Annotated in this window: 20 protein-coding genes; 18 read left to right on the top strand and 2 right to left on the bottom strand. The window is 54.9% G+C overall.

Annotated elements, in window-relative coordinates; genetic code table 11:
- Position 1: 1 nt before the first annotated feature.
- The 3 genes from NFS35_RS21120 (at position 2) to gnpA (ending at position 3,924) form a co-directional block, all read left to right on the top strand.
- The gene (locus NFS35_RS21120; protein ID WP_251209050.1) at positions 2-502 is read left to right on the top strand and encodes a hypothetical protein; all 501 of its coding nucleotides are present in this window, start codon (positions 2-4) and stop codon (positions 500-502) included.
- The gene (locus NFS35_RS21115; protein ID WP_330640394.1) at positions 408-1,496 is read left to right on the top strand and encodes a hypothetical protein; all 1,089 of its coding nucleotides are present in this window, start codon (positions 408-410) and stop codon (positions 1,494-1,496) included. Before NFS35_RS21120 ends, NFS35_RS21115 begins: the two co-directional genes overlap by 95 nt.
- A 241-nt stretch (positions 1,497-1,737) precedes the next feature.
- Positions 1,738-3,924, top strand: a complete 2,187-nt coding sequence (gnpA, locus tag NFS35_RS21110; RefSeq protein WP_251209049.1) for a 1,3-beta-galactosyl-N-acetylhexosamine phosphorylase — start codon at positions 1,738-1,740, stop codon at positions 3,922-3,924.
- A gap of 119 nt (positions 3,925-4,043) precedes the next feature.
- Here gnpA and NFS35_RS21105 read toward each other — a convergent pair whose 3' ends face one another.
- Entirely contained in the window at positions 4,044-5,162 is a 1,119-nt protein-coding gene (locus NFS35_RS21105) for a DUF6709 family protein (protein WP_251209048.1), read from the bottom strand.
- Between the two features lie 345 nt (positions 5,163-5,507).
- Here NFS35_RS21105 and NFS35_RS21100 point away from each other — a divergent pair, with 345 nt between their 5' ends.
- The 15 genes from NFS35_RS21100 (at position 5,508) to ftsH (ending at position 21,474) form a co-directional block, all read left to right on the top strand.
- Entirely contained in the window at positions 5,508-7,181 is a 1,674-nt protein-coding gene (locus NFS35_RS21100) for a M3 family oligoendopeptidase (protein WP_251209047.1), read from the top strand.
- 81 nt (positions 7,182-7,262) lie between these two features.
- The gene (locus NFS35_RS21095; RefSeq protein ID WP_251209046.1) at positions 7,263-8,933 is read left to right on the top strand and encodes a SurA N-terminal domain-containing protein; all 1,671 of its coding nucleotides are present in this window, start codon (positions 7,263-7,265) and stop codon (positions 8,931-8,933) included.
- Positions 8,934-9,035: 102 nt separating this feature from the next.
- Positions 9,036-9,848, top strand: coding sequence for a Cof-type HAD-IIB family hydrolase (locus NFS35_RS21090; RefSeq protein ID WP_251209045.1), 813 nt, complete (start codon positions 9,036-9,038; stop codon positions 9,846-9,848).
- Between the two features lie 50 nt (positions 9,849-9,898).
- Positions 9,899-11,281, top strand: a complete 1,383-nt coding sequence (locus tag NFS35_RS21085; RefSeq protein WP_330640392.1) for an HD domain-containing protein — start codon at positions 9,899-9,901, stop codon at positions 11,279-11,281.
- Between the two features lie 145 nt (positions 11,282-11,426).
- On the top strand, positions 11,427-12,446 hold the full coding sequence (locus tag NFS35_RS21080; protein ID WP_251209044.1) for a phosphotransferase: 1,020 nt from the start codon (positions 11,427-11,429) through the stop codon (positions 12,444-12,446).
- A gap of 33 nt (positions 12,447-12,479) precedes the next feature.
- On the top strand, positions 12,480-13,949 hold the full coding sequence (locus NFS35_RS21075; RefSeq protein WP_251209043.1) for a PEGA domain-containing protein: 1,470 nt from the start codon (positions 12,480-12,482) through the stop codon (positions 13,947-13,949).
- Positions 13,950-14,114: 165 nt separating this feature from the next.
- The gene (locus NFS35_RS21070; protein WP_251209042.1) at positions 14,115-14,390 is read left to right on the top strand and encodes an HU family DNA-binding protein; all 276 of its coding nucleotides are present in this window, start codon (positions 14,115-14,117) and stop codon (positions 14,388-14,390) included.
- Positions 14,391-14,497: 107 nt separating this feature from the next.
- Positions 14,498-14,737 carry an RNA-binding S4 domain-containing protein gene (locus NFS35_RS21065; protein WP_251209041.1) on the top strand — a complete coding sequence of 80 codons (240 nt, stop codon included), beginning with the start codon at positions 14,498-14,500 and terminating at the stop codon, positions 14,735-14,737.
- Positions 14,738-14,820: 83 nt separating this feature from the next.
- Positions 14,821-15,108, top strand: a complete 288-nt coding sequence (gene yabP / locus NFS35_RS21060; protein WP_251209040.1) for a sporulation protein YabP — start codon at positions 14,821-14,823, stop codon at positions 15,106-15,108.
- Between the two features lie 4 nt (positions 15,109-15,112).
- Complete coding sequence (yabQ, locus tag NFS35_RS21055; protein ID WP_251209039.1) at positions 15,113-15,598, top strand: spore cortex biosynthesis protein YabQ; 486 nt, start codon at positions 15,113-15,115, stop codon at positions 15,596-15,598.
- Positions 15,599-15,612: 14 nt separating this feature from the next.
- Positions 15,613-15,924, top strand: coding sequence for a septum formation initiator family protein (locus tag NFS35_RS21050; protein WP_251209038.1), 312 nt, complete (start codon positions 15,613-15,615; stop codon positions 15,922-15,924).
- A 181-nt stretch (positions 15,925-16,105) separates the two neighbouring features.
- Complete coding sequence (locus tag NFS35_RS21045; RefSeq protein WP_251209037.1) at positions 16,106-17,281, top strand: SpoIIE family protein phosphatase; 1,176 nt, start codon at positions 16,106-16,108, stop codon at positions 17,279-17,281.
- A 51-nt stretch (positions 17,282-17,332) separates the two neighbouring features.
- Complete coding sequence (gene tilS / locus NFS35_RS21040) at positions 17,333-18,979, top strand: tRNA lysidine(34) synthetase TilS (RefSeq protein WP_251209036.1); 1,647 nt, start codon at positions 17,333-17,335, stop codon at positions 18,977-18,979.
- Positions 18,963-19,484: a hypoxanthine phosphoribosyltransferase gene (gene hpt, locus NFS35_RS21035; protein ID WP_251209035.1), complete on the top strand. Its 522-nt coding sequence runs from the start codon at positions 18,963-18,965 to the stop codon at positions 19,482-19,484. The genes tilS and hpt overlap by 17 nt, the downstream gene beginning before the upstream one ends.
- Positions 19,485-19,647: 163 nt before the next feature.
- A complete protein-coding gene (gene ftsH / locus NFS35_RS21030; RefSeq protein WP_275564721.1) occupies positions 19,648-21,474 on the top strand; it encodes an ATP-dependent zinc metalloprotease FtsH in 1,827 nt (608 codons plus the stop codon).
- Positions 21,475-21,658: 184 nt separating this feature from the next.
- Here ftsH and NFS35_RS21025 read toward each other — a convergent pair whose 3' ends face one another.
- Entirely contained in the window at positions 21,659-23,023 is a 1,365-nt protein-coding gene (locus tag NFS35_RS21025; protein WP_251209034.1) for an MATE family efflux transporter, read from the bottom strand.
- Between the last annotated feature and the right edge of the window lie 128 nt (positions 23,024-23,151).

The raw sequence follows: 23,151 nt of genomic DNA, 5'->3' as shown, positions 1-23,151 counted from the left end.
TATGTTTTTGCGTAGATTTATATTCGGCGGAGAGGACGGCGGCGCCTGCGGGGAGCAGGGGGCCGTCCATGTGTCGGCGGAAGACTTGTATACAGCGGAAAAGGGTTTCGGCTTTGTGACGGAAAGGAACAGACGAAAGCAGGCGCTGCTGCAGCTGCCGGAGCTGAATTCCGCTTTCGATACGGTATACTGGTACCGGAATGAGGACTTGTCCTGTGTGGAGGAGGATGCCTTCGGGTGCTGGCTGGACTCAGAGGCGGAAATCGGGCGGCTGGAGAGAGAGGCCGGGGAGCCTTTTTTGGGGGAGCGCAGGAGGATTCCCCTTTCATTCAAGCTGGACGTGCCCCGTCAGGGGAATTATAAAGTGACAGTGACGATCCGCGGTATCCAATCACGCCCATTCCGGCCTGACCACAGCCAGTTTCCGGGAGGAGGGGCATTACGGAATTCTGGAACAATATATCCGGCCGGGCGATTATATGCTGATTCAGTTCGCCCATAATGACCAGAAGCTGGATGAGCTGAAAGCGCAGGAGGGCTACCGCCGCAATCTACTCCGCTATATCAGCGAGTGCAGAGGGATGGGGGCTTTTCCGGTATTGGTGACGCCTATTGCCAGAAATACCTGGAAGGGCAATGACGGAACCTACAATGACCTGCTGGAGGAATACGCGGCGGTCTGCGTCAGCGTGGGGGCCCGGGAGAACGTGCCGGTGGCAGACCTGCACGGGCGCAGCAGGGATTTCATCGTAAAGGCCGGACTGGAGGGCTCCAAGGCCTATTTTTTCCCGGGAGATTACACCCACAGCAATGACTACGGCGCTTATTTCATGGCGGGACTGGCGGCGGATGAAATCGTGAGGGTATGCAGCGCATGGAAAAGCACGGAATACCGTTTCCTTTCGGACTGTGTGACAAAAGGATTCGGGCCCTGGAAAATGCCGGAGCGGATTGTGCCGCTGAAAAAGCCCGGGATATTTGGGGATATCGCGAACCCGGATGAGACGGCGCTGCTCTCCGATATAGAGGATCCGGAGGAGCCTGCGGACAGGGCCTGCGCGCTGGACATGGTGATAAAGACGGTGAGGTTTTTCCCCACCAATGTATACAATGATATGTTCCGGGATGTGGTGGGGCATGAGTGGTATGCGGGAACGGTGGAATGCGCTTATCAGAACGGCATGATCGATTCCGGGCTGGTGGAGGACGGAAAGTTCTTTCCTCTGCAGGCCGTGACGCTGGAGGAGTTTCTGATATTTGCGGTAAACGGCTATAAAAGCCGCAGGGTGCTTCCGGATTTCGGCAAATATCCCCCGGAAGAGTCCGGAATTTATGACGAGAAGTGCAGAGACTTTGCGAAGCCTTATATGAGGGCGGCCTGCTCCCTGGGACTGCTGCCGGCAGACGGCAGCGGACAGCTGGACAGGGCGCTGAAAAAAGGCGAGGCCGTGGCGCTGTGCCGTAAGCTGGAGAAAGCGATTCTGGGCGGAGCCTGATGATACCGGAAGGATGCCCGGCCCGATGGCGTCTGCGGAATCTGCGGATGCAGATCCCGGCCAGGCGGATATTCTGTAAGGGCATCAATCCGGGGCAGGTATGAAACGAACGGATACAAGCGGTGGCTATACTGCATAACGCCGGAATTTTCCGTACGGTGAAACGTATATGGCTGACGTTATACAGCCAGGTTACTCGGAAATTTGAACTGTTGAGCAGTATAATATAGGAGAAAACAGTATGGCAAAACAAAGCGGCGGCTTTACGCTTCCCGGCGAGTCCGGGTATGAGGAGCTTACACTACAGATGGCCCGGAAATGGGGGGCAGATGTGATCCGGGACAGCGACGGCACTGTGCTGTCGGAGGAAATCGTCCACGCCGGGTACGGCATCTATTCCACCATCTGCATCATCCGGGATCATAATGAGTGGGCTAAAAAGAACAGGGACAAGCTTCAGCAGACTTTTCTCTGCACTCCGGCGGCAGTGGCGGAGGGGGAAGAGCTGACCATTTCTCTGATGGAGAGCTTTTTCCGGGAGCAGTTCGCCGTCAATGACACAGAGGCGGCTTTCCGGTATTGGGAAGTGTACGACAGGACGAATAATACAAAACTGGATAATGAACGCTGGGCCTATGACAAGTCCGCGGGAACCGTGACGGTAAAGCGGGCGGTGCCTTTCCACAAATACACGGTGAGCTTTCTGGCCTACCGCATCTGGGAAGAAATCTCCATGTACAACCACACCACCAACCACTGGGACAAGGAGCATCTGATGCAGATCGACCCCAGATATCCCGAGACCCGGGAGTATCTGCTGGGGTGGATGAAGAACTGGTGCGAGACCCATCCCGACACTACGGTGGTGCGTTTTACTTCCATGTTCTACAATTTCGTGTGGATCTGGGGCAGCAGCGAGAGGAACCGCAGTCTGTTCTCGGACTGGGGCTCCTACGACTATACCGTCAGCGCACTGGCCCTGGACGAGTTTGAGAAGATTTACGGATACCGCATGACGGCGGAGGATTTCATCAACCAAAACAAGCTCCATGTGACCCATATGCCTGGCACCGGAAAAAAGGCCGACTGGATGGATTTCGTCAATGATTTCGTGATTTCTTTCGGGAAAAAGCTTATCGATCTGGTGCACGCATACGGCAAGAAAGCCTATGTGTTCTATGATGACAGCTGGGTAGGCGTGGAACCCTACAATGGAAGATTCCGGGAATTCGGCTTTGACGGCCTGATTAAATGCGTCTTTTCCGGCTATGAGGCAAGGCTCTGCGCCGGTGTGGATGTGCCTGTCCATGAGCTGCGGCTGCACCCTTACCTGTTCCCGGTGGGGCTGGGCGGCGCGCCCACCTTTACGGAGGGAGGCGATCCCGCCCTGGACGCGAAGAAATACTGGAACAGCGTGCGAAGGGCGCTCCTGCGGGCGAAAATCGACAGGATAGGGCTGGGGGGATATCTCCATCTGGTGGAGGGCTTCCCGGATTTCTGCGATTATATCGAAAAGGTATCCGATGAATTCCGGCTCATCCGCTCTTTCCATGACGCGGGAAAGCCTTACACCATTCGGACGAAAGTGGCAGTCCTCCACAGCTGGGGAGCGCTGCGCTCCTGGACTCTGTCCGGGCATTTCCATGAGACCTACATGCATGACCTGATCCATATCAACGAAGCCCTCTCCGGCCTGCCGGTGGAGGTAAAGTTCATTTCTTTCCAGGACGTGCGGGACGGAGCGCTGGCCGATGTGGACGTGGTCATCAACGCGGGCCGGGCGGGCAGCGCCTGGAGCGGCGGGGGAGACTGGAAGGACGAGGATGTGGTGACGATTCTGACAAAATGGGTGTGGGAGGGCGGAACGTTCCTGGGCGTGAACGAACCCTCCGCCGTGGAAGGCTATGACACTTACTTCCGCATGGCCCACGTGCTGGGAATCGACGAGGATACAGGCTCAAAAGTATGCCATGGCAGATGGAGCTTTGAGGCGGAGGATGAGGAGGGGATTCTGCCTGTCGGCGCTACAGTGGCCGCCAAGGAGCATCTGTACCTGACGGACGGCAAAGCCAAAGTCCTCAAAGCGGCCGAAGTGCACGACGGCAGCCTGGCCGATGGCACCAGTCTGCCTCTGGTCTGCGTCAACGGGTTCGGGAAAGGGAAAGGCATCTATCTGGCCTCTTTCCGGATGAGCCTGGAAAACACCCGCATGCTCTATCAGCTGATCCGCTATGCCGGAGGCGAGGGAACCGACGGCCTGTACATGACCGACAATCTGTACACGGAATGCGCCTATTACCCTGAGAGCGGGAAACTGGTCATCATCAACAACAGCGACAGGGAGCAGATCACCTCTATTCCCACAGAGGCCGGCATAAAGACTGTGACGCTGGCGCCCTATGACACTGCCTTTGCGGAGCTCTTGTAGGGAATCGGCACCGTGCAATATAGCGACGGACATAAAAACTCCGGGGAATCCGCCATCAGGCAGACCACCCGGAGTTTTGCGTGTTTATGATTTTTTGGCAGGAGCTGATTCAGTTCCTTTTACTGCTGTCCGTCAATAGCGGATGCCGCGTCGGCGGGATCCACTGCCGTATGCTCGCAGGTATTGTAGCGCAGCCCAAGGAACTGTGCGCGGTCCTTGTTGTAGAGTTTCTTCAGCTCATCGGAATAGCCGACTACTACCCAGGGCAGTGTAGCATGGTAATAGTTCAGCATATCCTGGGCCACAGCCTCGTTGGCCACAGAGAAAGTGAGCCCTTTCGGCGCGGTCTCGCCGAATACCATCACATTGTAGGTGGTGCCCGTCTTGACGCCGTTGGTGCGGTGGGTCACGGTATTCTGGTAGGCCCACATGATCTTGTTGTTGGGAACGGCTCTGGGGATGGATCCGGCTGTATAATAGGTCATCAGCTTTCCGACTTTAAGGGTTCCTTTCTTGTCAAAGGCCTTGGCATTTTGGTAGTCGGACTCGACGGAGGCCTCGGTGAAACCTGCGTCGGCAATGTCCTTGTGCAGCTTCTTCAGTGCGCCGCCGCTGGCCGCGCTGGCAATCCGATAGATGCCGTAAATCAGAATGATGACTCCCGCTCCGAACAGGATTACATAAAAGCCGCCGGAAAGCGCAGGGGAGAAAGCAAAGCTGTCAATGTAATAAGGAAGCGTGCTTTCCTCGATATCCTCATCCGTCCAGTCAGCATCCTTGAAATAATCCTTGAAATAATACAGCTCTTCGCTGTCCAGCTTCTTAATCTTGCCATAGAAAGTGATAGGATCGGACGTGCCGCCTGCCGCGGTGGTCTCGGCCATGGCCTCCAGCTGGCTCTCATATCTGGCGGGAACCTTGATGGACATAAAGCGCCAGTCAGTGGAATTTTCATCACCGGTCCAGATGATATAATACAAATCCGTAGTAGTGGTGGCATTGGTCTTCGTGTTCTTAGAATACTGCTCCAGATAGCATCCGAAATTGTCAGTCATGTCAAGCTTTACCACCTGGCTGCCGATTTCATCAGGGGCGAGGGTGGTGAAATCCACATAACCGGTGACTACATAGAATGCATCCATGGCATTCCAGCCTGCCAGTCCAAGACCCGCCAGAATCAAGATGATGGACCAGACAAGGGTGCCTTTTAGAGTTCGTTTCTTTAACTCTTCAAACATGTTTTTTACCTCCGACTCATTTATAAAATAATATGTAAGATAAATCGTATCTATTTTAGCATTTGTATATTTAATTCGCAAGAGACAGGTCTTAAAATTTTTATAAAAAATTTAGTCAATTTTAACAAGGATCCTTTGATATTTTGTGATTGGCGGCCGGACGAATGCAAATAGCTTGAAAAAGCTGCGGAATCTGATATAATATTGATCCAGAAGGGCATTGTGCCAGCTTTTGCGTCCATGTGCGCGGAGTAATCGGGATTATGGCACGATGGGAACAATGGCAGCCGTGTCCGGAACGTGCGGACAAGCGGAGAAAAAGGAAAAGAAGAGAGAGGAAGCAAAATGAAATTCAAGGATATGCCCTATGAGCGCGTGGATTTTGACGAAGTGGAGAGACAGATGCGGGCTCTCATGGAAGAGTTCGACAAGGCAAAAGACGGGGAGGAGCAGTTCGCCGTCCACCGGAAATACTATGCCCTGACAGACCAGGTCAGCACCCGGATGACCATCGCCCACATCCGCTATGACGTGGACACCACAGATGAGTTCTACAATGCGGAGCATGAGTATTATAATGAGAAATCCCCCGTTTACCACAACCTGATACTGGAATATGAAAAGAAGCTCTACGCGTCTCCCTATCGGGACAAGCTGGTGGAGAAAATCGGCCCCGTGGCTTTCAAAAACATGGAGATCGCCCAGAAAGCCATGGACGAGAAGCTGATTCCCCTGATGCAGGAAGAGAACAATCTGACCACCGAGTACAGCAAGCTGATCGCAAACGCAAAGATTCCCTTTGACGGACAGGTACTGAACCTTTCCCTGCTGCGTCCCTATACGGTGCACAAGGACAGGAATATCCGCGCCGCCGCATGGAAAGCCCAGAGCGATTTCTTCGCCGCCAATGCCCGGGCGCTGGACGAAATATACGACAAGCTAGTGAAGAACCGCACAGCCCAGGCTAAGGCCATGGGATATGAAAATTACCTGGAGCTTGGCTATTACCGCATGAACCGCAACTGCTACGGGCGCCGGGAGGTGGAGAATTTCCGCAGGCAGGTCAAGGAGGACTTCGTCCCCTTTGCGGAGAAGCTCCATGAGCGCAGGCGGCAGAGGCTGGGACTCGAGAAGCTCAGTTACATCGACACGGCGGTGTACTTCAAGGAGGGGAATCCCGCGCCTTTCGGTACGCCGGACGAGATTCTGGAGGCAGGGCGGAAGATGTACAGCGAGCTCTCCCCCCAGACAAAGGAATTCTACGATTTTATGATGGAAAATGAACTGTTTGACGTGCTCGGGCGAAAGACCAAGCGGGCAGGCGGCTATATGACCTATATGCCGGTGTACGAGGCTCCTTTCGTGTTCGCCAATTTCAACGGCACCAGCGGAGACGTGGATGTCATCACCCATGAGTGCGGCCACGCGTTCCAGGGGTGGCTCTCCGGCAAGGATCCTGTCAGAGAGCATGCCGATATCACCATGGAGACGGCGGAGATTCATTCTATGTCCATGGAGTTCTTCACGCAGGACTGGATGCCGCTTTTCTTCGGAGACCGGGCCCGGGATTATATTGAGATGCATCTGGAGGACGCGGCGGCGTTCATCCCCTATGGATGCATGGTGGACGAATTCCAGCACATCGTCTACGAAAATCCGGACATGACTCCGGATCAGCGGCATGCCGCATGGCTTGAACTGGAGCGGGAGTACAGGCCTCATCAGGATTACGGTGATGACGCTTTCTTCGGAAAGGGCGGCTTCTGGCAGAAGCAGCAGCATATTTATACCTCTCCTTTCTACTATATCGACTACTGTCTGGCCCAGAGCTGCGCGCTGCAGTACAAGGTGAAGATGGACGCGGATTTCCGGGGGGCATGGGAGAGTTATCTGAAGCTGTGCAGGCTTTCCGCCAGCGATTTCTTCACCAATATGGTAAAAGATGCGGGCCTGATGAGCCCCTTTGAGGACGGCTGCATGAAAAATATTGTGGAAAAGCTTGAAAAATATGTGAAATAGCTTTCTTTTTTGCGAAGAATAATGTACAATAAGTCGGTGTGAAAGACAGCGGAACGATAAATCAGAAAGGAGACATTCGGCATGTCTAAAAAACAGACGCAGAATACAGATCAGGCGCCGGAGAAAGTGGTGACCAAATACGATCTGAAGATGCAGCGGAGAAAGGAAGAGAAAGAGAGGGCGGAAAAGAGCAGACGCAGGGACAATATCATAGGCATCGTGATCGTGGCGGCGCTGGTGTGTCTGGTGGCATCTTTCCCTATCCGGAATTATCTTACAGTGCATGGGAACTATGTGAAGATAAATGGAGAGAACATATCCAGGGTGGAATTCGACTATGAGTATAATATGGCTGTCAGCAGCTATCTGAGCCAGTACGGCTATTATCTTTATATGATGGGGATAGACCCTGCCAGCGATTTCTCCTCCCAGATGTATTCGGAGACCCTCACCTGGGGAGACTATTTCCAGCAGCTGGCGGTAGAGAACATGATTCGGAACAAGAGCCTGTCAGCCCAGGCAAGGGCGGAGGGATTTACCTACGATACGGCGGAGGATTACGCCAGATATTCGGAATCCCTGGAAGCCGCGGCCTCCGAGAACGGAACCACGGTGAAGAATTATGTGAAAGAGCTGTACGGCCCTTACGCTACTTTGGCAAGGCTGAAGCCCTATGTGGAAGAGTCCCTGTACGTGGCGGGATACTATGACGAGCTGTCCGGGCGCCAGACTCCTTCCGCGGAGGAGATTCAGGCTTATTATGAGGAGAATAAGGCGACTTATGATTCCGTGGATTACTATGTGACCACCGTGGATGCGGAACTTCCCACGGAGCCTACGGAACTGGCGGATCCCGTGGAGGAGACAGAGGATGAGGCTGCGGAGGATGGAGCGGAGGGAGAAGAGCAGGCATACCAGCCCTCCGAGGCAGAGATTGAAGCTGCCATGGCCGAAGCCAAAGAGCAGGCGGACAGAGTCGTGAAGACGGTGAAGACAGACGGCGAACTGCGGGAGAATGTGCGCAGGAGTACGGCTACTTATCTGCTCCAGGACTGGCTGTTCGATGAGGAGAGGAAAGCCGGCGATTCCACTGTAATCGAGGATTCCTCCAGCCATCGTTATTATGCGGTGGAATTCGCGGGCCGCTATCTGGACGAGACGCTTGCCGCGGATATCCGTGTGATTGTGACGGATGCGGAAAACGGACAGGCTATCCTGGATGAGTGGAAAGCCGGGGCGGCTACGGAAGAGAGTTTTGCGGAGCTCTGCGACAAGCACAATGACCCTGCTGCCATGTCAGCGGAGGGAGGCCTGCTGGAGGCTGTGACATCTGCTTCCTTGCCCACGGAGGTGAGCGACTGGATTCATGAAGAGGGCCGCGCGGAAGGTGACAGCGCTGTCATTTCTCCTGAGGGCGAGGAAAATACCTATGTGCTGTACTATAAGGGGACCAATGAGGCGGAGTGGATTCTGAGCATCCGTCAGACCATGATCAGCCAGAGGATGTCTGAGTATGTGGACGGCCTTATGGCTGAAGGCACGGTGGACGATCCGAAAGGGAACCTGAATTACCTGAAAGTGCAGGCGGAGGAAGAGGCCGCTGCGCAGGAATCCTCTGAGGCGGCATCGGAAGAGGGAGCAGGCTCGGAGGACGAGGGCTCTTCGGAAAGCGCGGTTGGATCTGAGGATTCGGAAAGTTCCGAGGCCTCCGGAGGCGAAGAGGATGCCGGAGCGGAAGATTCCGCGGAATAAATCAAGTATCTGGATGGGCGGTGGGGGTTCTCACCGCCTTTCTTAGATGGGAAAGCTTCTGTGGAGGAAACCGCCAGATTACGGAAATGGGAGGACAAAGGCATGAAAAGGAAAGCGCTGGTACTGGACATCGACGGTACGCTTACGAATTCCGGAAAAGAAATCAGTCCCGCCACAAAGGCCGCCATCTTTGCCGCTCTGGAGAAAGGGCATAAGTGCGTCCTTGCCTCCGGCCGTCCGGATTTTGGCATGCGCCGGTATGAGAGCGAGCTGGAACTGAAAAAGTACGGCGGCTACCTGCTCTCCCACAACGGAGCCCGGGTCATGGCCTGCGGCACTGAGGAGGTAATCTGCGCGAATCCCCTGCCTCTGGCGGCGGTGCCCGGCCTGTATGAGTTCGCGGCAAAGAATCGCTGCGGTCTGGCCACCCATTTGGAGGACACGGTCATCTCTGCCTTTGAGCCGGACGGATACGTGTCCCGGGAGGCCCGTATCAATGGGATGCCTGTAAGGCATGTGGAGGATTTCCCGGCTTTCGTGGATTTTGACATTTACAAATGTTTCATGACGGCAGAGAGCGAAAGAGCGGCGGAACTGGAGAAAAAGCTGCAGGCTCTGTATGGGGACATGCTGGCAATTTACCGCTCCGAGCCCTATTTCATCGAAATCGTGCCCAGGGGCGTGGACAAGGGGGATTCCCTGCGCAGGCTGATGGAGCATATCGGCATTGCCAGAGAGGACGTAATCTGCTGCGGGGACGGTTTCAACGATATTTCCATGATGCGCTACGCCGGCGTGGGCGTGGCCATGGGGAACGCCCGGCAGACAGTGAAAGATGCCGCGGACTATATCACGGCGTCCAATGACGAAGACGGGCTGGTGCAGGTTATAGAGCGTTTCCTGCTGGCGGAATAAGAAGAGGCATATGAAAGGCTGACAGGGAATCCGGTAAGGCAGGATGAAAAATGGCAGGGAGGTTTCGGAAGACTGTGGGACAGGGCATAAGGATAGCAGTGCCCCAAAAGGGGCAACATATCATAGAGACACTTCAGCGAGCAGGCTTTGAAGCCTATGTGGTGGGCGGCTGTGTGCGGGATTCCATTCTGGGCAGAGAGCCCCGGGACTGGGATATCACCACCTCAGCCAGGCCGGAGCAGGTAAAGGCGCTTTTTCCAAGGACCATCGACACCGGGCTTCAGCACGGCACTGTCACTGTCATGCTGCAGGGAGAGGGTTTTGAGGTGACCACCTATCGGATCGACGGCGCCTATGAGGACAGCAGGCATCCCAGCGAGGTGACTTTTACCTCCGATTTGGGGCAGGATTTGCGGCGCAGGGACCTGACCATCAATGCCATGGCTTACAATGACGCGGCGGGGCTGGTGGACCTCTTCGGCGGTATGGAGGACCTGAAAGCCGGAGCGGTGCGCTGTGTGGGGAATGCGGAGGAGCGTTTTGAGGAAGATGCTCTGCGCATTCTGCGGGCCATCCGTTTTTCTGCCCAGCTGGGTTATGCATTAGAGGAGGAGACCACTGCGGCCATCGTAAAGCTGGCTCCTGCTTTAAGCCGGATCAGCGCGGAGCGGATTCAGGTGGAGCTGACAAAGCTGATGGTCTCGCCCCATCCGGATTATCTGCGGATTGCATATGACACTGGCGTCACAAAAGTGTTCTTCCCGGAATTTGACAAAGCCTGTGAGACCCCGCAGAACCATCCCCACCACTGCTACAGCGTGGGGGAGCATATCCTGCATTCTCTGGGCTATGTGGAGGCGGACAGCGTGCTGCGGCTGGCCATGCTGCTGCACGACATCGGAAAGCCTGCCGTCATGACTCTGGACGAAAAGGGACAGAACCATTTCCACGGCCATGCGGCAGTGGGGGCCAGGATGGCGGAGAAAATCCTCCGGCGGCTGAAATTCGACAATGATACCATCCGCAAGGTGTGCAGGCTGGTGCAGTATCATGATTATGGCAACGGCATGGATATCGACATCCGTCTGGCCCGCAGGGCCATGAACCGAATCGGCGAGGACGCCTTTCCGGCGCTCTTTGCGGTGAAGCGGGCGGACATCCTGGCCCAGAGCACGTACCTGCGCCGGGAGAAACTGGATATGCTGGAGAAATGGCAGGGGCTTTATAAAGAAATCTTAGAAAAGAATCAGTGCGTATCCCTAAAGACGCTTGCCGTGTCAGGCTCCGATCTGATAGCCGCAGGCTGGAAACCGGGCAAAGAGCTGGGAGAGGCTCTGAAACAGCTTCTGGAACTGGTACTGGAGGATCCGGCCCGCAATACGAAAGAGTGGCTGCTGGCGAAAGCGGCTGAAGAAGGCTTCCGCGGCAAATAATCAATGAATTGCCGCATAGAAAATCCCCTCACGCTTCATACTTTCAGAAATCTTCTCATATGATAGGTTATAAACCGAACTGACCACAGGACGGCGATAAGGAACGGCAATCGGTTCCTAAGAAACCAATCAGGAGGGGACGGTAGTGAACGACAGGGCAGTTGAGTTGCTGGAACAGTATGAAATCGAGGTGCTCCGCACCAGAAAGGGCCGTGGCGCCATTGTGTGCGACACCGACAGAGGATGTCTGATTTTCAAGGAATATTCGGGAAGCTATGACAGAATCGGCCTTCAGGACAGACTGCTGAAGCAGATAGCTCAGGCGGGGCTGGTGCGGGTGGAAAGTATCATACCTGACAGGGAGGGCTCGCTGTTGGTCAAGGACATGGACGGTACGGGATATGTGCTGAAGACATGGCAGGAGGGCAGGGAGTGCAATGTCCATGACAGCCGTGAGTGCGCCGAGGCGGTGCGTCTCCTGGCCAGGCTTCACGGGAGCATGGAGCTTCCGGCCGATATGCCGAATCTTCCAGTGGCTTTTTCCCCGGAAAAGGAGTATGATAAACACAATAAGGAATTGAAGCGGGTGCGCAAGTACCTGCAGCAGAAGGGCCAGAAGAGCTGGTTCGAGACCAGCCTGCGGAAAGCTTTCGATCCTTTTCTGGAGCAGGCCTTTGCCGTGACGGAGCAGTGGCGGGAATACTGCCGGTCATTCGAAGCGGACACACAGCGCCGGCAGTCTGCCCGGAAGGCGGACAGGGCAGTCCTCTGCCATGGAGATTATCAGTATCACAACATTTTGCTTGGGATGAACGGCTGGTTCGTGGTGAATTTTGAAAAATGTATGTGCGACGATCCTATCCGGGATCTGTATCTGCTGCTGCGAAAGCTTCTGGAAAAGAGCAACTGGTCCGTAGGCTTAGGGGAGGAGCTGCTTGCGGCTTACGAGAAAGAACGCCCCATATCGGCCAGAAGCTGGATCGACCTGTATTACAGGCTGGCCTACCCGGAGAAATTCTGGAAAATCGTGAATTTCTATTATAATTCCGGGAAAGCATGGATTCCCGGCAAGAATCAGGAAAAGCTGGAGCGGGTCATCGCCCAGGAGAAAGAAAAGCAGCATTTTCTGGATGAGGTATTCCGCCGTGTGGGCAGACTGCGGTAATAGTCTGCGGGCAGGGCGGACGAAAGAGGATATATGTACGTGAAGAGAGATGGAGATAAAATGCGGGACAGAAGAACAGGAACATGGAGCAGGCGGAGAGCGGCAGCTGCCATTATTATGACAGCATTGTCATTTTCTGCCTGCGCAGCGCCTTTTATGGGGGCAGGGAAAGAAAGCGGATCCCAGCCGGAGCGGGTGGACACAGGCTTCGTGGTGCCGGGGCCCGAGAGTTACGACTCGGCGGACACGGCCATTCTGGTGGACAGGGACAGCGAGGAGAACACGGTGACTTTCCGGAATCTGGAACTGGGAAAGAATTATACGCTTTCCATGGACGGCACCACCAAACTCTATGATAAATACGGCGATGCGGTTTCCATCAGCCAGATAGAAAAGGGCGACATCGTGGATGTGACTTTCCTAAAGTCGAAGAAGCATCTGACCAGCATGCGGCAGTCGGAGAAAAGCTGGATCAACAAAGATGTGACGCGCTATGAGATGAATCCGGCCAGAGGAGAGGTGAGCATCGGCGAGGATACCTATAAGCTCACGGAAAATACCCAGTACCTGTCGGAGGGCATGAACATCGAGCTGATGGACCTGAATGCTGCGGATGTGCTGAGCTTTCAGGGCATCGGGAACCAGGTATTAAGCGTGAAAGTGGAAAAGGGCCACGGCTATCTGCGCCTTGAGGGCGACGAGAAATTCGTAGGAGGCTGGATAGAGGTGGGACAGTCTGTCATACAGCGGATTACGGAGGACATGCTGCTGCTGGTGCCGGAGGGGGAGTATCAGGTGAATATTTCCCACAAGGGCGGTGGCGGCGTCAAGAGCGTGCAGATAGGCCGCAATGAGGAGACGGTGCTGGATATCGGTGATTTGGAGATACCCGAGCCCCAGACGGGCACAGTCCTCTTCTCTGTGAAGCCTTCCGGCGCGGAATTGTACGTGGACGGCGCAGTGGTGGATGTATCCGTGCCTCAGACGCTGGAGTACGGCCTGCATCAGCTGATTGCCCGGGCGGACGGATATCAGTCCATCACCCAGTACATCCGGGTAGCCCAGGAGTCCCTGGCCTATGACCTTACTTTGGAGCCGGTGGACGGCAGCGCCGGGGAGGAGTCGTCAGATGGCGAGAGCAGCACGGAGTCTTCTGCCGATATCATCACGGACTATTATAAGGTATATATAGATGCTCCGGAGGGTGTGGAGGTATACCTGGACGGGAGCTATGTGGGAATCGCCCCCTGCAGTTTCAAGAAAGTGGAGGGATCCCATATCATCATCCTGCGGATGACGGGCTATGAGACCAAGAGCTACACCGTTCAGATCGACAATGAGGAAAAGGATATTTCTTTCGCTTTTGCGGACCTGGCCAAATATGCCACAGAGTCCGGAAGCTCTTCGGAGAGCGGCTCATCTTCCGGGGAATCCGGAAGCTCTTCAGAGAGAGGCAGCTCATCTGAAAGTTCTGCGGATGCAGGCTCTTCAGCCGCAGACTGAATGACAGAGACTGAAAGATCAGGAAAGTGATTGAATATGATGGAATATTTGCAGAAAATGCCTTGACAAACCTGAGAAAACCAGATATATATATGTATAGACGTTTCAGAGGGATAACTTAGAAATGTACATTAACAAAGAAACTCATTATAGGAGGAGTTCAATATGAACAAAACTGAATTGACCGCAGCAATTGCTGAGCAGGCTGGAATTTCCAAAAAGGACGCTGAAAAGGCTTTGAAGGCTTTCACAGATGTGGTTGCTGACGAACTGAAGAAAGGTGAGAAAGTTCAGCTGGTTGGCTTCGGGACTTTTGAGGTAGTGGAGAGAAAGGCCAGAGAGGGCAGGAATCCGCAGACCAACGAGCCCATGCCGATTGCTGCTTCCAAGGCTCCTAAGTTTAAGGCTGGCAAGGCTTTAAAGGATGTCGTGAACGAGTAATAACATCATTTAAAATGTGATGAGTCACAAAGCCCGGTCGAGATGCGCTCCGGGCTTTTTGCGTACTTACGGATGACGGAAAGGAATGAAAGGAAAGGCGTAGATTCATGAGATTGGATAAGTATCTGAAAGTGTCCAGACTGATTAAGCGGCGCACCGTGGCCAACGAGGCCTGCGACAGCGGGCGCGTGATGATAAACGACAAGGTGGCGAAAGCCTCCGCGGAGGTGAGGCAGGGCGATGTCATCACCATATCTTTCGGCAACAGGGAGGTAAAGGTGGAGGTGCTGGATGTACAGGAGACTGTGAAAAAGGAAGCGGCGGCAGAGCTTTTCCGCTACCTGTAAGGTTCTATCCTGCCATGCTCCCTCATATACTGTATTCAGATGACAGAAAACAGGATTCAGGTTCTGTGGGGAGGGGTTGGCGTATGGAAGATTTAAGCGGAAGCGGACGCATGCACAAGGTGGCCATGACCAATCGGAGGGGCTGCGTCATAGGCGGCGTGAACGATGTGCTTTCTTTTGATATTCATGAAATTCTTCTGGAGACAGAGCAGGGAATGCTGATGATAAAGGGAGACGAGCTGCACGTCAGCCGGCTGACCCTGGAAAAAGGCGAGGTGGACATAGACGGGCGAATCGACAGTCTTACCTATTCCGATGCGGGTGCCGCCGGCCGGAAAGCTGAATCCCTGTTGACCAGGCTGTTCCGGTGAGCTTATGGTAAGCGAGAATGTATTTTTGATGCACTCCCTGTTCATGGGCGTCTTCATCACTTTTGTGTACGATCTGCTGCGAATTTTCAGGCGGGTGGTGCCCCATGCGCGCCTGTTTGTATCTGTGGAGGATCTGGCGTTCTGGGTGTACTGCGGGGCGGAGGTATTCCTGTTGATGTACCGGGAGAGCAATGGGACGCTCAGATGGTTCGCCGTCCTGGGAGCGCTGACAGGGATGTTCTTCTATAAAAAAATCGTCAGTCCCCTGTTCGTGAAATATACCTCTCTTTTGCTGGGAAAGGTTCTGGAGCTATTGAAGAGGATTCTGAAATGGCTGTGCAGGCCTTTCTGCTTTGCTGGCAGGAAGACAGGGAATGCAGTCCACAGGGCCGGGGGGCGCATCAGGCGGCGGTTAAAAAAAATACGCCGCGGAATCAGATTTAGGTTGACGTATTTCCTGAAATTATTTAAAATGAATCTTAAGGCGTGAGAGGGGGATGCAATATGGCAAGAAGGCGGCGAATCGCATATCGGAAAAGACAGCAGAACCGCTTCAGCATGTTCCTGGTATCGCTGGTGGTAGTGATGATTCTGGTGCTGGTGGGGGTGCGCAGCGCGGAACTGCATGATAAAATTGACGTCAAGAGGGCGGAGGCCGCACTGCTGGATGAGCAGATAGAGGCGGAGCAGAACCGCGCCCTTGAAATCGAGGCGCTGGGCAAGGAAGTCCAGACCAAGGGATATATCGAGGATGTGGCCAGAGAGAAGCTCGGCCTGGTCTATGAAGATGAGATTCTTTTTAAACAGGATAAATAGGCTCGGCAAAAAGGAATGGGCGGGGAGCGAAAGCTTGCCGCTTTTTTTGTCGCAAAACTTTAAGGGGGCAGGTCCGTATTTTTGACAAAATACCGTGGAAAAAATTTCTATAATAAGTTCTGCTGCGGGGCGATGAGCCTGACAGGGGCTTTGGCCGGCAGCAGAAAGGTGTGGATTTGGCATGATGAGAAGGAAAAGAGAGGAAAAGGAGCTACAGACGGCGCAGGTATCCGATCTGTGCAGGCGCAGGCTCTTAAGCTATGCGGACAGCTTTCACGAGCTGGCCAGAAGCTATGACCGTGAATTCGTGCCGGAGTCTGGAGGCAGAGAGGCGGTCCTGACGCAGAGGAGGCTGTGGGAGAGCAGGCAGATAATCAGCGGACATTTGGACGAGATGGCAAAGATTATGACGGAGGCGGCCTGCGAGGTGCTCTCTTTCAGCCCCATGGAGGGCAAAAAGAAACGCCTGCTGACCCAGGCTCTGGCGGAGGAGGGGATACAAGTGGAAGCCCCCCACTATCTGCCCAGAGAGGACGGCAGACAGGCTGTGGTGCTGACTATGAGTACCCGCAGGGGTTCCAGGATATCCGTGGAGGATGCGGCGGACATGATTTCCGTTTTGCTGGACAGGAGGCTCGCTCCTGCCGCGGGCAGCCCTTATGTGGTGGAGACGGATCCCCAGAGCTTCGTGCTGGAGGAGGAGACGGGATTTCTGGCGCTCACGGGATTTGCCAAGGCCACAAAAGAAGACGAGACCGTCTCCGGCGACAACTATGCTGTGGTGGACGCGGGAAAGGGCAGAGTGACAGTGATGCTCTCGGACGGCACGGGATCGGGGGAAAGGGCAGGCCGGGACAGCGAGCAGGTCCTGGATCTGATGGAGAAGATGCTGGAGGCCGGATATGACATCGACGCGGCCATCAACATGGTCAATACGGCCCTGTTCGCTGCCGGGGAGGATGTGAACCATCCCACGCTGGACATCTGCGACATTGACCTGTACGGCGGCAGCTGCCAGCTGCGGAAAGTGGGCGGAGCGGCCACTTTCCTGAAACGGAATCAGGAGGTGGAGCAGGTGGCCATGGGGAATCTGCCCCTGGGCATCTTCGGGCAGATGGAGGTTCTTCCGGTGGAGAGGAAACTTCAGGACGGGGACTACCTGATCATGGTATCGGACGGTGTGGTGGATGCTTTCGGGGCGGAATACGAGAACACGATGAGCAGCGTGATTGCCGGAATACAGGACCACAGTCCCGGGGAAATCGCGGAACATCTGCTGCGGCTCGCCCTCTGCGCCAGCGGGGGCAAGATCCGCGACGACATGACCATAGGCGTGATAGGAGTCTGGGAGGCCTGAAAATCCGCGCAGCATTTGACTTTTTTCCTGATTTGGGATAAGATTTGATGCATGGGAATCAGAGAAGAAACGGAAAAAAAGGTATTTGCCTATATAGAGGAACATAACATGATTTCGCCGGGGGACAGAATCGTGGCGGGCGTATCCGGCGGGGCGGATTCTGTCTGCCTGCTGGAACTGCTTTCAGCCTATGGGAAAAAGGTGCCTCTGTCGATGGCGGTGGTGCATGTGAATCATGGACTGCGGCAGGATGCCGGGGAAGACGCCGGGTATGTGGAAGAGCTGTGCAGAGAGAAAGGCATCCCCTTTTTCCTGACGGAAAGCGATGTGCACAGGACGGCGCGGGAGGAGGGATGCTCCGAGGAGGATGCCGGCAGGAGAATCCGCTACAGGGCTTTCCGGCAGGCGGCGGAGGCCATAGGCGGCCGCAAGGTGGCCGTGGCGCACAACAGCAACGACAACGCGGAAACCATGCTGTTCAACCTGTTCCGGGGCAGCGGCATCCGGGGCATCAGCGGCATTGCGCCTCTGCGGGCGGATGGGGACGGCATCAGCGTCCTGCGGCCCATCCTGTGTCTGGAGCGGCAGGAGGTGGAGGCTTATCTGCGGGAGCGGGGAATTCCGTGGCGCATGGACAGCACCAATGAAAAGGACGATTACAGCAGGAACCGCATCCGCCATCATATCCTGCCCTATGCGGAGCAGGAGGTGGCAGGCGCTGTGGGGCATATGCTCCGGACGGCGGGGCAGCTGCAGGAGGCGGAGGAATATCTGCGGGAGCAGACAGAGGAGGCGCTGCTGCGGTGCACGGTGCCTGCAGAGGCATTCACAGTGTCCGGAGGGACAAGCGCAGTGCCTGCAGAGGCATGGGCGCTGCCTGAGGGGGCGAAGGCTGCGCCCGGAGTAAGCGATTCGCAGTCGGCGGCGGGCGCAGGCACCCGCAATCGGAATGCCATGCGGTATCAGATAGATGCAGGGGCATTTCTGGGTTTCCGCAGAATCCTGCAGGGGCGCATGCTGCTGGAGCTGCTAAAGCGGCTGTCGCCTACGGGAAAGGATATCTCCGCGGTGCATGTCCGCGATGTGCTGTCCCTGTTTGGGAAAAAAGGCAACAGGAGCATCAGCCTGCCTTTCGGCATCACGGCCAGGCGGCAGTATGGCCTGGTAATATTGGAGTGCGCAAAAGACCGGGAGCAGACCGGGGCATTAGGCGGGATGACGCAGATGGATGGGGCGGAGCTCTGGCAGCCGGTGGAGGTGCCCCTGTCGGAAGAACTTTTTCAGAAGCCCGCCCTCTATGATTTGGGGGAGTTGGGAAAAATGGAATTTTCCGCCTTTTTTATAAAAAATACCGCAGAACTTCCCCAAAATCGGTATACGAAATGGTTCGACTATGATAAAATGGAAGAACGCGCAGTCATCCGTACCAGGGGCCGGGGGGATTTCCTCACCATAGCCGACGGGAAAGGAAAGACCGTACACAAATCCCTGAAAGATTACATGATCGGGGAAAAGATACCGAGACGGCTTCGGGACGGGATACGCTTGGTGGCTTTTGGGAATCATATCCTGTGGCTGGTAGGGTGGCGTATCAGCGAGGATTTCAAGGTAAGCGGAGACACAGAGCGCGTTTTGCAGGTGAGACTACTGAAAAAGCAGGGAAGCGGAACGGAGGAGAAAGATGTCGGAGCACATTAGGGTACTTTTGCCGGAAGAAGAAGTGGATGCAAGGATTCAGGCCATGGGGGAACAGATCAGCAGGGACTATGAGGGAAAGCAGGTGCATTTGATCTGCGTATTGAAAGGCGGGAGCTTCTTCCTGTGCGAGCTGGCGAAGCGGATCACGGTGCCGGTGTCGCTGGATTTCATGGCGGTGTCCAGCTATGGAGGAGGCACGGAGTCCAAAGGCGTGGTAAAAATCGTAAAGGATCTGGACGAGGCGATTAAGGACAAGGATGTGCTGGTGGTGGAGGACATCGTGGACAGCGGAAGAACCCTGAGCTATCTGCTGGAGATGCTCCGGAACAGAGGGCCGAAATCCCTGCGTCTGTGCACGCTGCTTGACAAGCCGGAGAGGCGTGTGGTGGATGTGGACGTGGATTATACAGGATTTCAGATTCCAGATGAGTTCGTGGTGGGCTACGGCCTGGACTATGACCAGAGATACCGTAATCTTCCCTATATAGGTGTGGTAGAAGTGTGAGAAAAAGTTCCAGGCCTGTAAAGTACACAGGCTTAGAACTTCTAGGCTCGCACGCGAACAAGTTCGCGCTGCAGGCCGATTTCACACGGACGAATGCCCAGGTGCGGGCATTCGCCCGGGATACGGCTGTCTGGAAGAGTGGAATAAATAGGAGGCTTGCAAGTTGAGGCAGAACAATCGAGGATTCAATTCATATTTTCTATTCATCATCCTGCTGCTGATGGGGGTGGCGCTGCTGACTTCGCTGAACGGTGCGGATGAGGAATATACAAGGGAGCAATTCATCGCTGACATGGAGGCGGGCAAGGTCACGGAAGTGGTGGTCAGGCCCAATAGCGAGGTGCCCACAGGATATCTGGACGTGGAACTTACGGGCGGTGTGGACCGGAAACTGTATGTGACGGATATCGGAGAGGCAGAGGCGTTAGTTCGGAAACACGGCTTCGATCCGGTGGTGAAAGACGTGCCCAGGGAGGGCTGGGTGCTGACCACCCTGGTCCCCATGCTGATTGTGCTGGCGGTGGGCATTTTCCTGTTCATGATGATTAACGCCCAGAATGCCGCAGGCGGCAACGGCAAGATGATGAACTTCGGCAAGAGCCGGGCCAAACTGTCCATGGGCGACAAGAACATCACCTTTGAGCAGGTGGCGGGCCTCAGGGAGGAGAAAGAGGAACTGGAGGAAATCGTGGATTTCCTCAGGGATCCCGGGAAATACATCAAGGTGGGTGCCAGGATTCCCAAGGGAGTGCTGCTGGAGGGCCCTCCCGGAACCGGTAAGACCTTGCTTGCAAAGGCGGTGGCCGGAGAGGCAGGGGTGCCGTTCTTCAGTATTTCCGGCTCCGATTTCGTGGAAATGTTCGTGGGCGTAGGCGCCTCCCGTGTCAGGGACTTGTTCGAGGAGGCCAAGAAGAACGCGCCCTGTATCGTGTTCATTGATGAAATCGACGCAGTGGCCAGAAGGCGGGGCACCGGCATGGGCGGCGGCCACGATGAGAGGGAGCAGACCCTGAACCAGCTGCTGGTGGAGATGGACGGCTTTGGAGTCAACGAGGGCATCATCGTCATGGCGGCTACCAACCGGGTGGATATCTTAGATCCCGCAATCCTGCGTCCCGGGCGTTTTGACAGGAAAGTGGCCGTGGGCAGGCCGGATGTCAGCGGCAGGGAAGATATCCTGAAAGTGCATTCCAAGAATAAGCCTCTCGCGGAGGATGTGGATTTGAGGCAATTGGCCCAGACTACGGCGGGTTTCACCGGCGCGGATCTGGAGAACCTGATGAATGAGGCGGCTATCAATGCCGCGAAAAAAGGCAGGGGATTCGTGGCCGAGGAGGATGTGAAAAAGGCCTTTGTCAAAGCGGCCATGGGCACGGAGAAGAAGAGCCGCGTGGTGTCCGATAAGGAAAAGCGCCTGACGGCTTACCATGAGGCGGGGCATGCCATCCTGTTCCATGTGCTTCCGGATGTAGGGCCTGTATACGCAGTGTCTGTCATTCCTACAGGCACAGGCGTGGGCGGTTATACCATGCCCCTGCCGGAAAAGGATGAGATGAGCCAGAGCAAGGGGCAGATGCTGCAGTATATCATGGTCTGCCTGGGCGGCCGTATCGCAGAGGAGCTTATCTTCCAGGATATCACCACAGGGGCTTCCAATGACATCAAGAGAGCGACAAAGGTGGCCAGGAGTATGGTGACAAGATACGGCATGTCGGATAATATCGGTATCGTCTGCTATGACGACGATGATGATGAAGTGTTCATCGGCCGGGACCTGGCGCATGCAAAGGCCCACAGTGAGGCGATTTCCGGAGAAATCGACAGGGAAGTGAAATCCATCATCGATGAGTGCTATACAAGAGCGAAGGAAATCATCCTGGCAAAAGAATCCGTGCTCCACAGCTGCGCGAACCTGCTGTTGGAAAAGGAAAGGATAGGCAGAGAGGAATTCGAGGCGCTCTTCTCAGAGGGAGAAGCGGCAGAGATATGAGCCTATACAAAATAGACAAAAAAAGAACTTATTCTTTGTCAAGTTTGTTGGTTTTGGAAATTGGCAAAAGGCGGGTCAGATGGTATTATAATACTTGTAACCCCCAATACATTATATAGTTTTTTGCTATACCCCATAAGAAATACCTTCTCTAAAAAGGACAGTCACCCCATGGCTGTCCTTTTTACCGTCCGCCGTCAGATCCGGCTTTTGGTCCGGTCTTACTGGCCTTTTCAGGTTTTCGCAGATAAAGGATTCCCGCCATGTCCGCCAGGAGCCAGCCGATGGGGATGGCAGCCCAGATGCCGATCACACCGATGCCCGGGACAGGCGCCAGCAGATAGGCCAGCAGCACTCTGGTGCCCAGAGAGATGACAGTGAGGACCAGGGACATCTCAGGCCTGCCTACGCCCCGGTAGTAACCGTATAACAGGAACAATACGCCGATGCCGCAGTAGAAAGCGCCCTCCACCTGCAGATACCCTACGCCGACGGAGATGATTTCCGTCTCCGCGGCGCTGATGAACAGCATCATGAGATAGCGGGCGAAGAGAAAGATTAGGATTGATACCGCGATGCAGAAAGTCATGGACACTTTCAGGGCATTCTTCATGCCCTCTTTCACCCGGTCAGCCCGCCCTGCGCCGTGGTTCTGGGAGATGAACAGGGAAAAGGCGTTGCCGAATTCCTGGGCGGGCATGTAGGCGAAAGAGTCGATTTTCACGGCGGCGGCGAAAGCCGCCATCACCACGGTTCCGAAGCTGTTCACCAGTCCCTGGATCATCAGGATACCGAAATTCATCACAGACTGCTGGATGGAGGAGGAAAAGGAGAAACGCAGAATCTCGGCCATAGAAGTCTTTTCTTCAGGGGCGTCCTGTCCGCGGAAGCGGAGGTTCGGCTCTTTTATCCAGGTATAGGCCATGAGCCCTGTGCCGGACACGGCCTGGGCGATGACCGTAGCTGCCGCGGCGCCGCCTGTCCCCCAGTGGAATACGATTACGAAAAGCAGATCCAGTACGATGTTCAGCAGGGCTGTGCTTCCCAGAAAATACAGGGGCACCACGGAATTGCCCACGGCCCGCAGCAGGTAGGCGAAGTAATTATATAGGAAGACGAAGATGAGGCCCGTGAAGATGATCCATACATAGGTATGCATCATTTCCATCAGCTCCGCCGGAATCTGCAGCAGGCGCAGAATAGGCCTGCTAAGCAGCATCACCAGCAGGTTCAGGGCGACGGTGGCCCCGCCGATGAGCAGGAAAGACTGCTGCATACAGCTTTTCATGCGCCCCTCTTCCTTTCGGCCGAAATAATAGGAGAACAGAGCCCCGCTGCCCATGCACATGCCGATGAGGATGGAAGTCAGAAAGGTCATCAGGGTATAGGCTGACCCCACCGCTGCCAGGGCGTCCGGGCCCAGGAAGCGGCCTACGATAAGAGAGTCCGCGATATTATAAAACTGCTGCAGCAGGTTCCCCAGTATCATCGGGCCTGCGAACAGCAGCATGTTTTTGGTTACATTTCCCTGTGTCAAATCTTTTTTCATAATGAATCACTCTTTTCTTGTGCATTTCTTTGCAGCATTTCTTTTTCGCTCATATGCCCCCTCCTTTTCTGGCTTTTGTGACAGTTTCATCATAGCAGATTTGCGAAAGTGTGTAAAGGCTTTACAAA

Source organism: Acetatifactor aquisgranensis (genome assembly GCF_943193215.1).
GTDB lineage: Bacteria > Bacillota > Clostridia > Lachnospirales > Lachnospiraceae > Acetatifactor > Acetatifactor aquisgranensis.
This window is presented reverse-complemented; position numbering and strand designations above follow the sequence as displayed.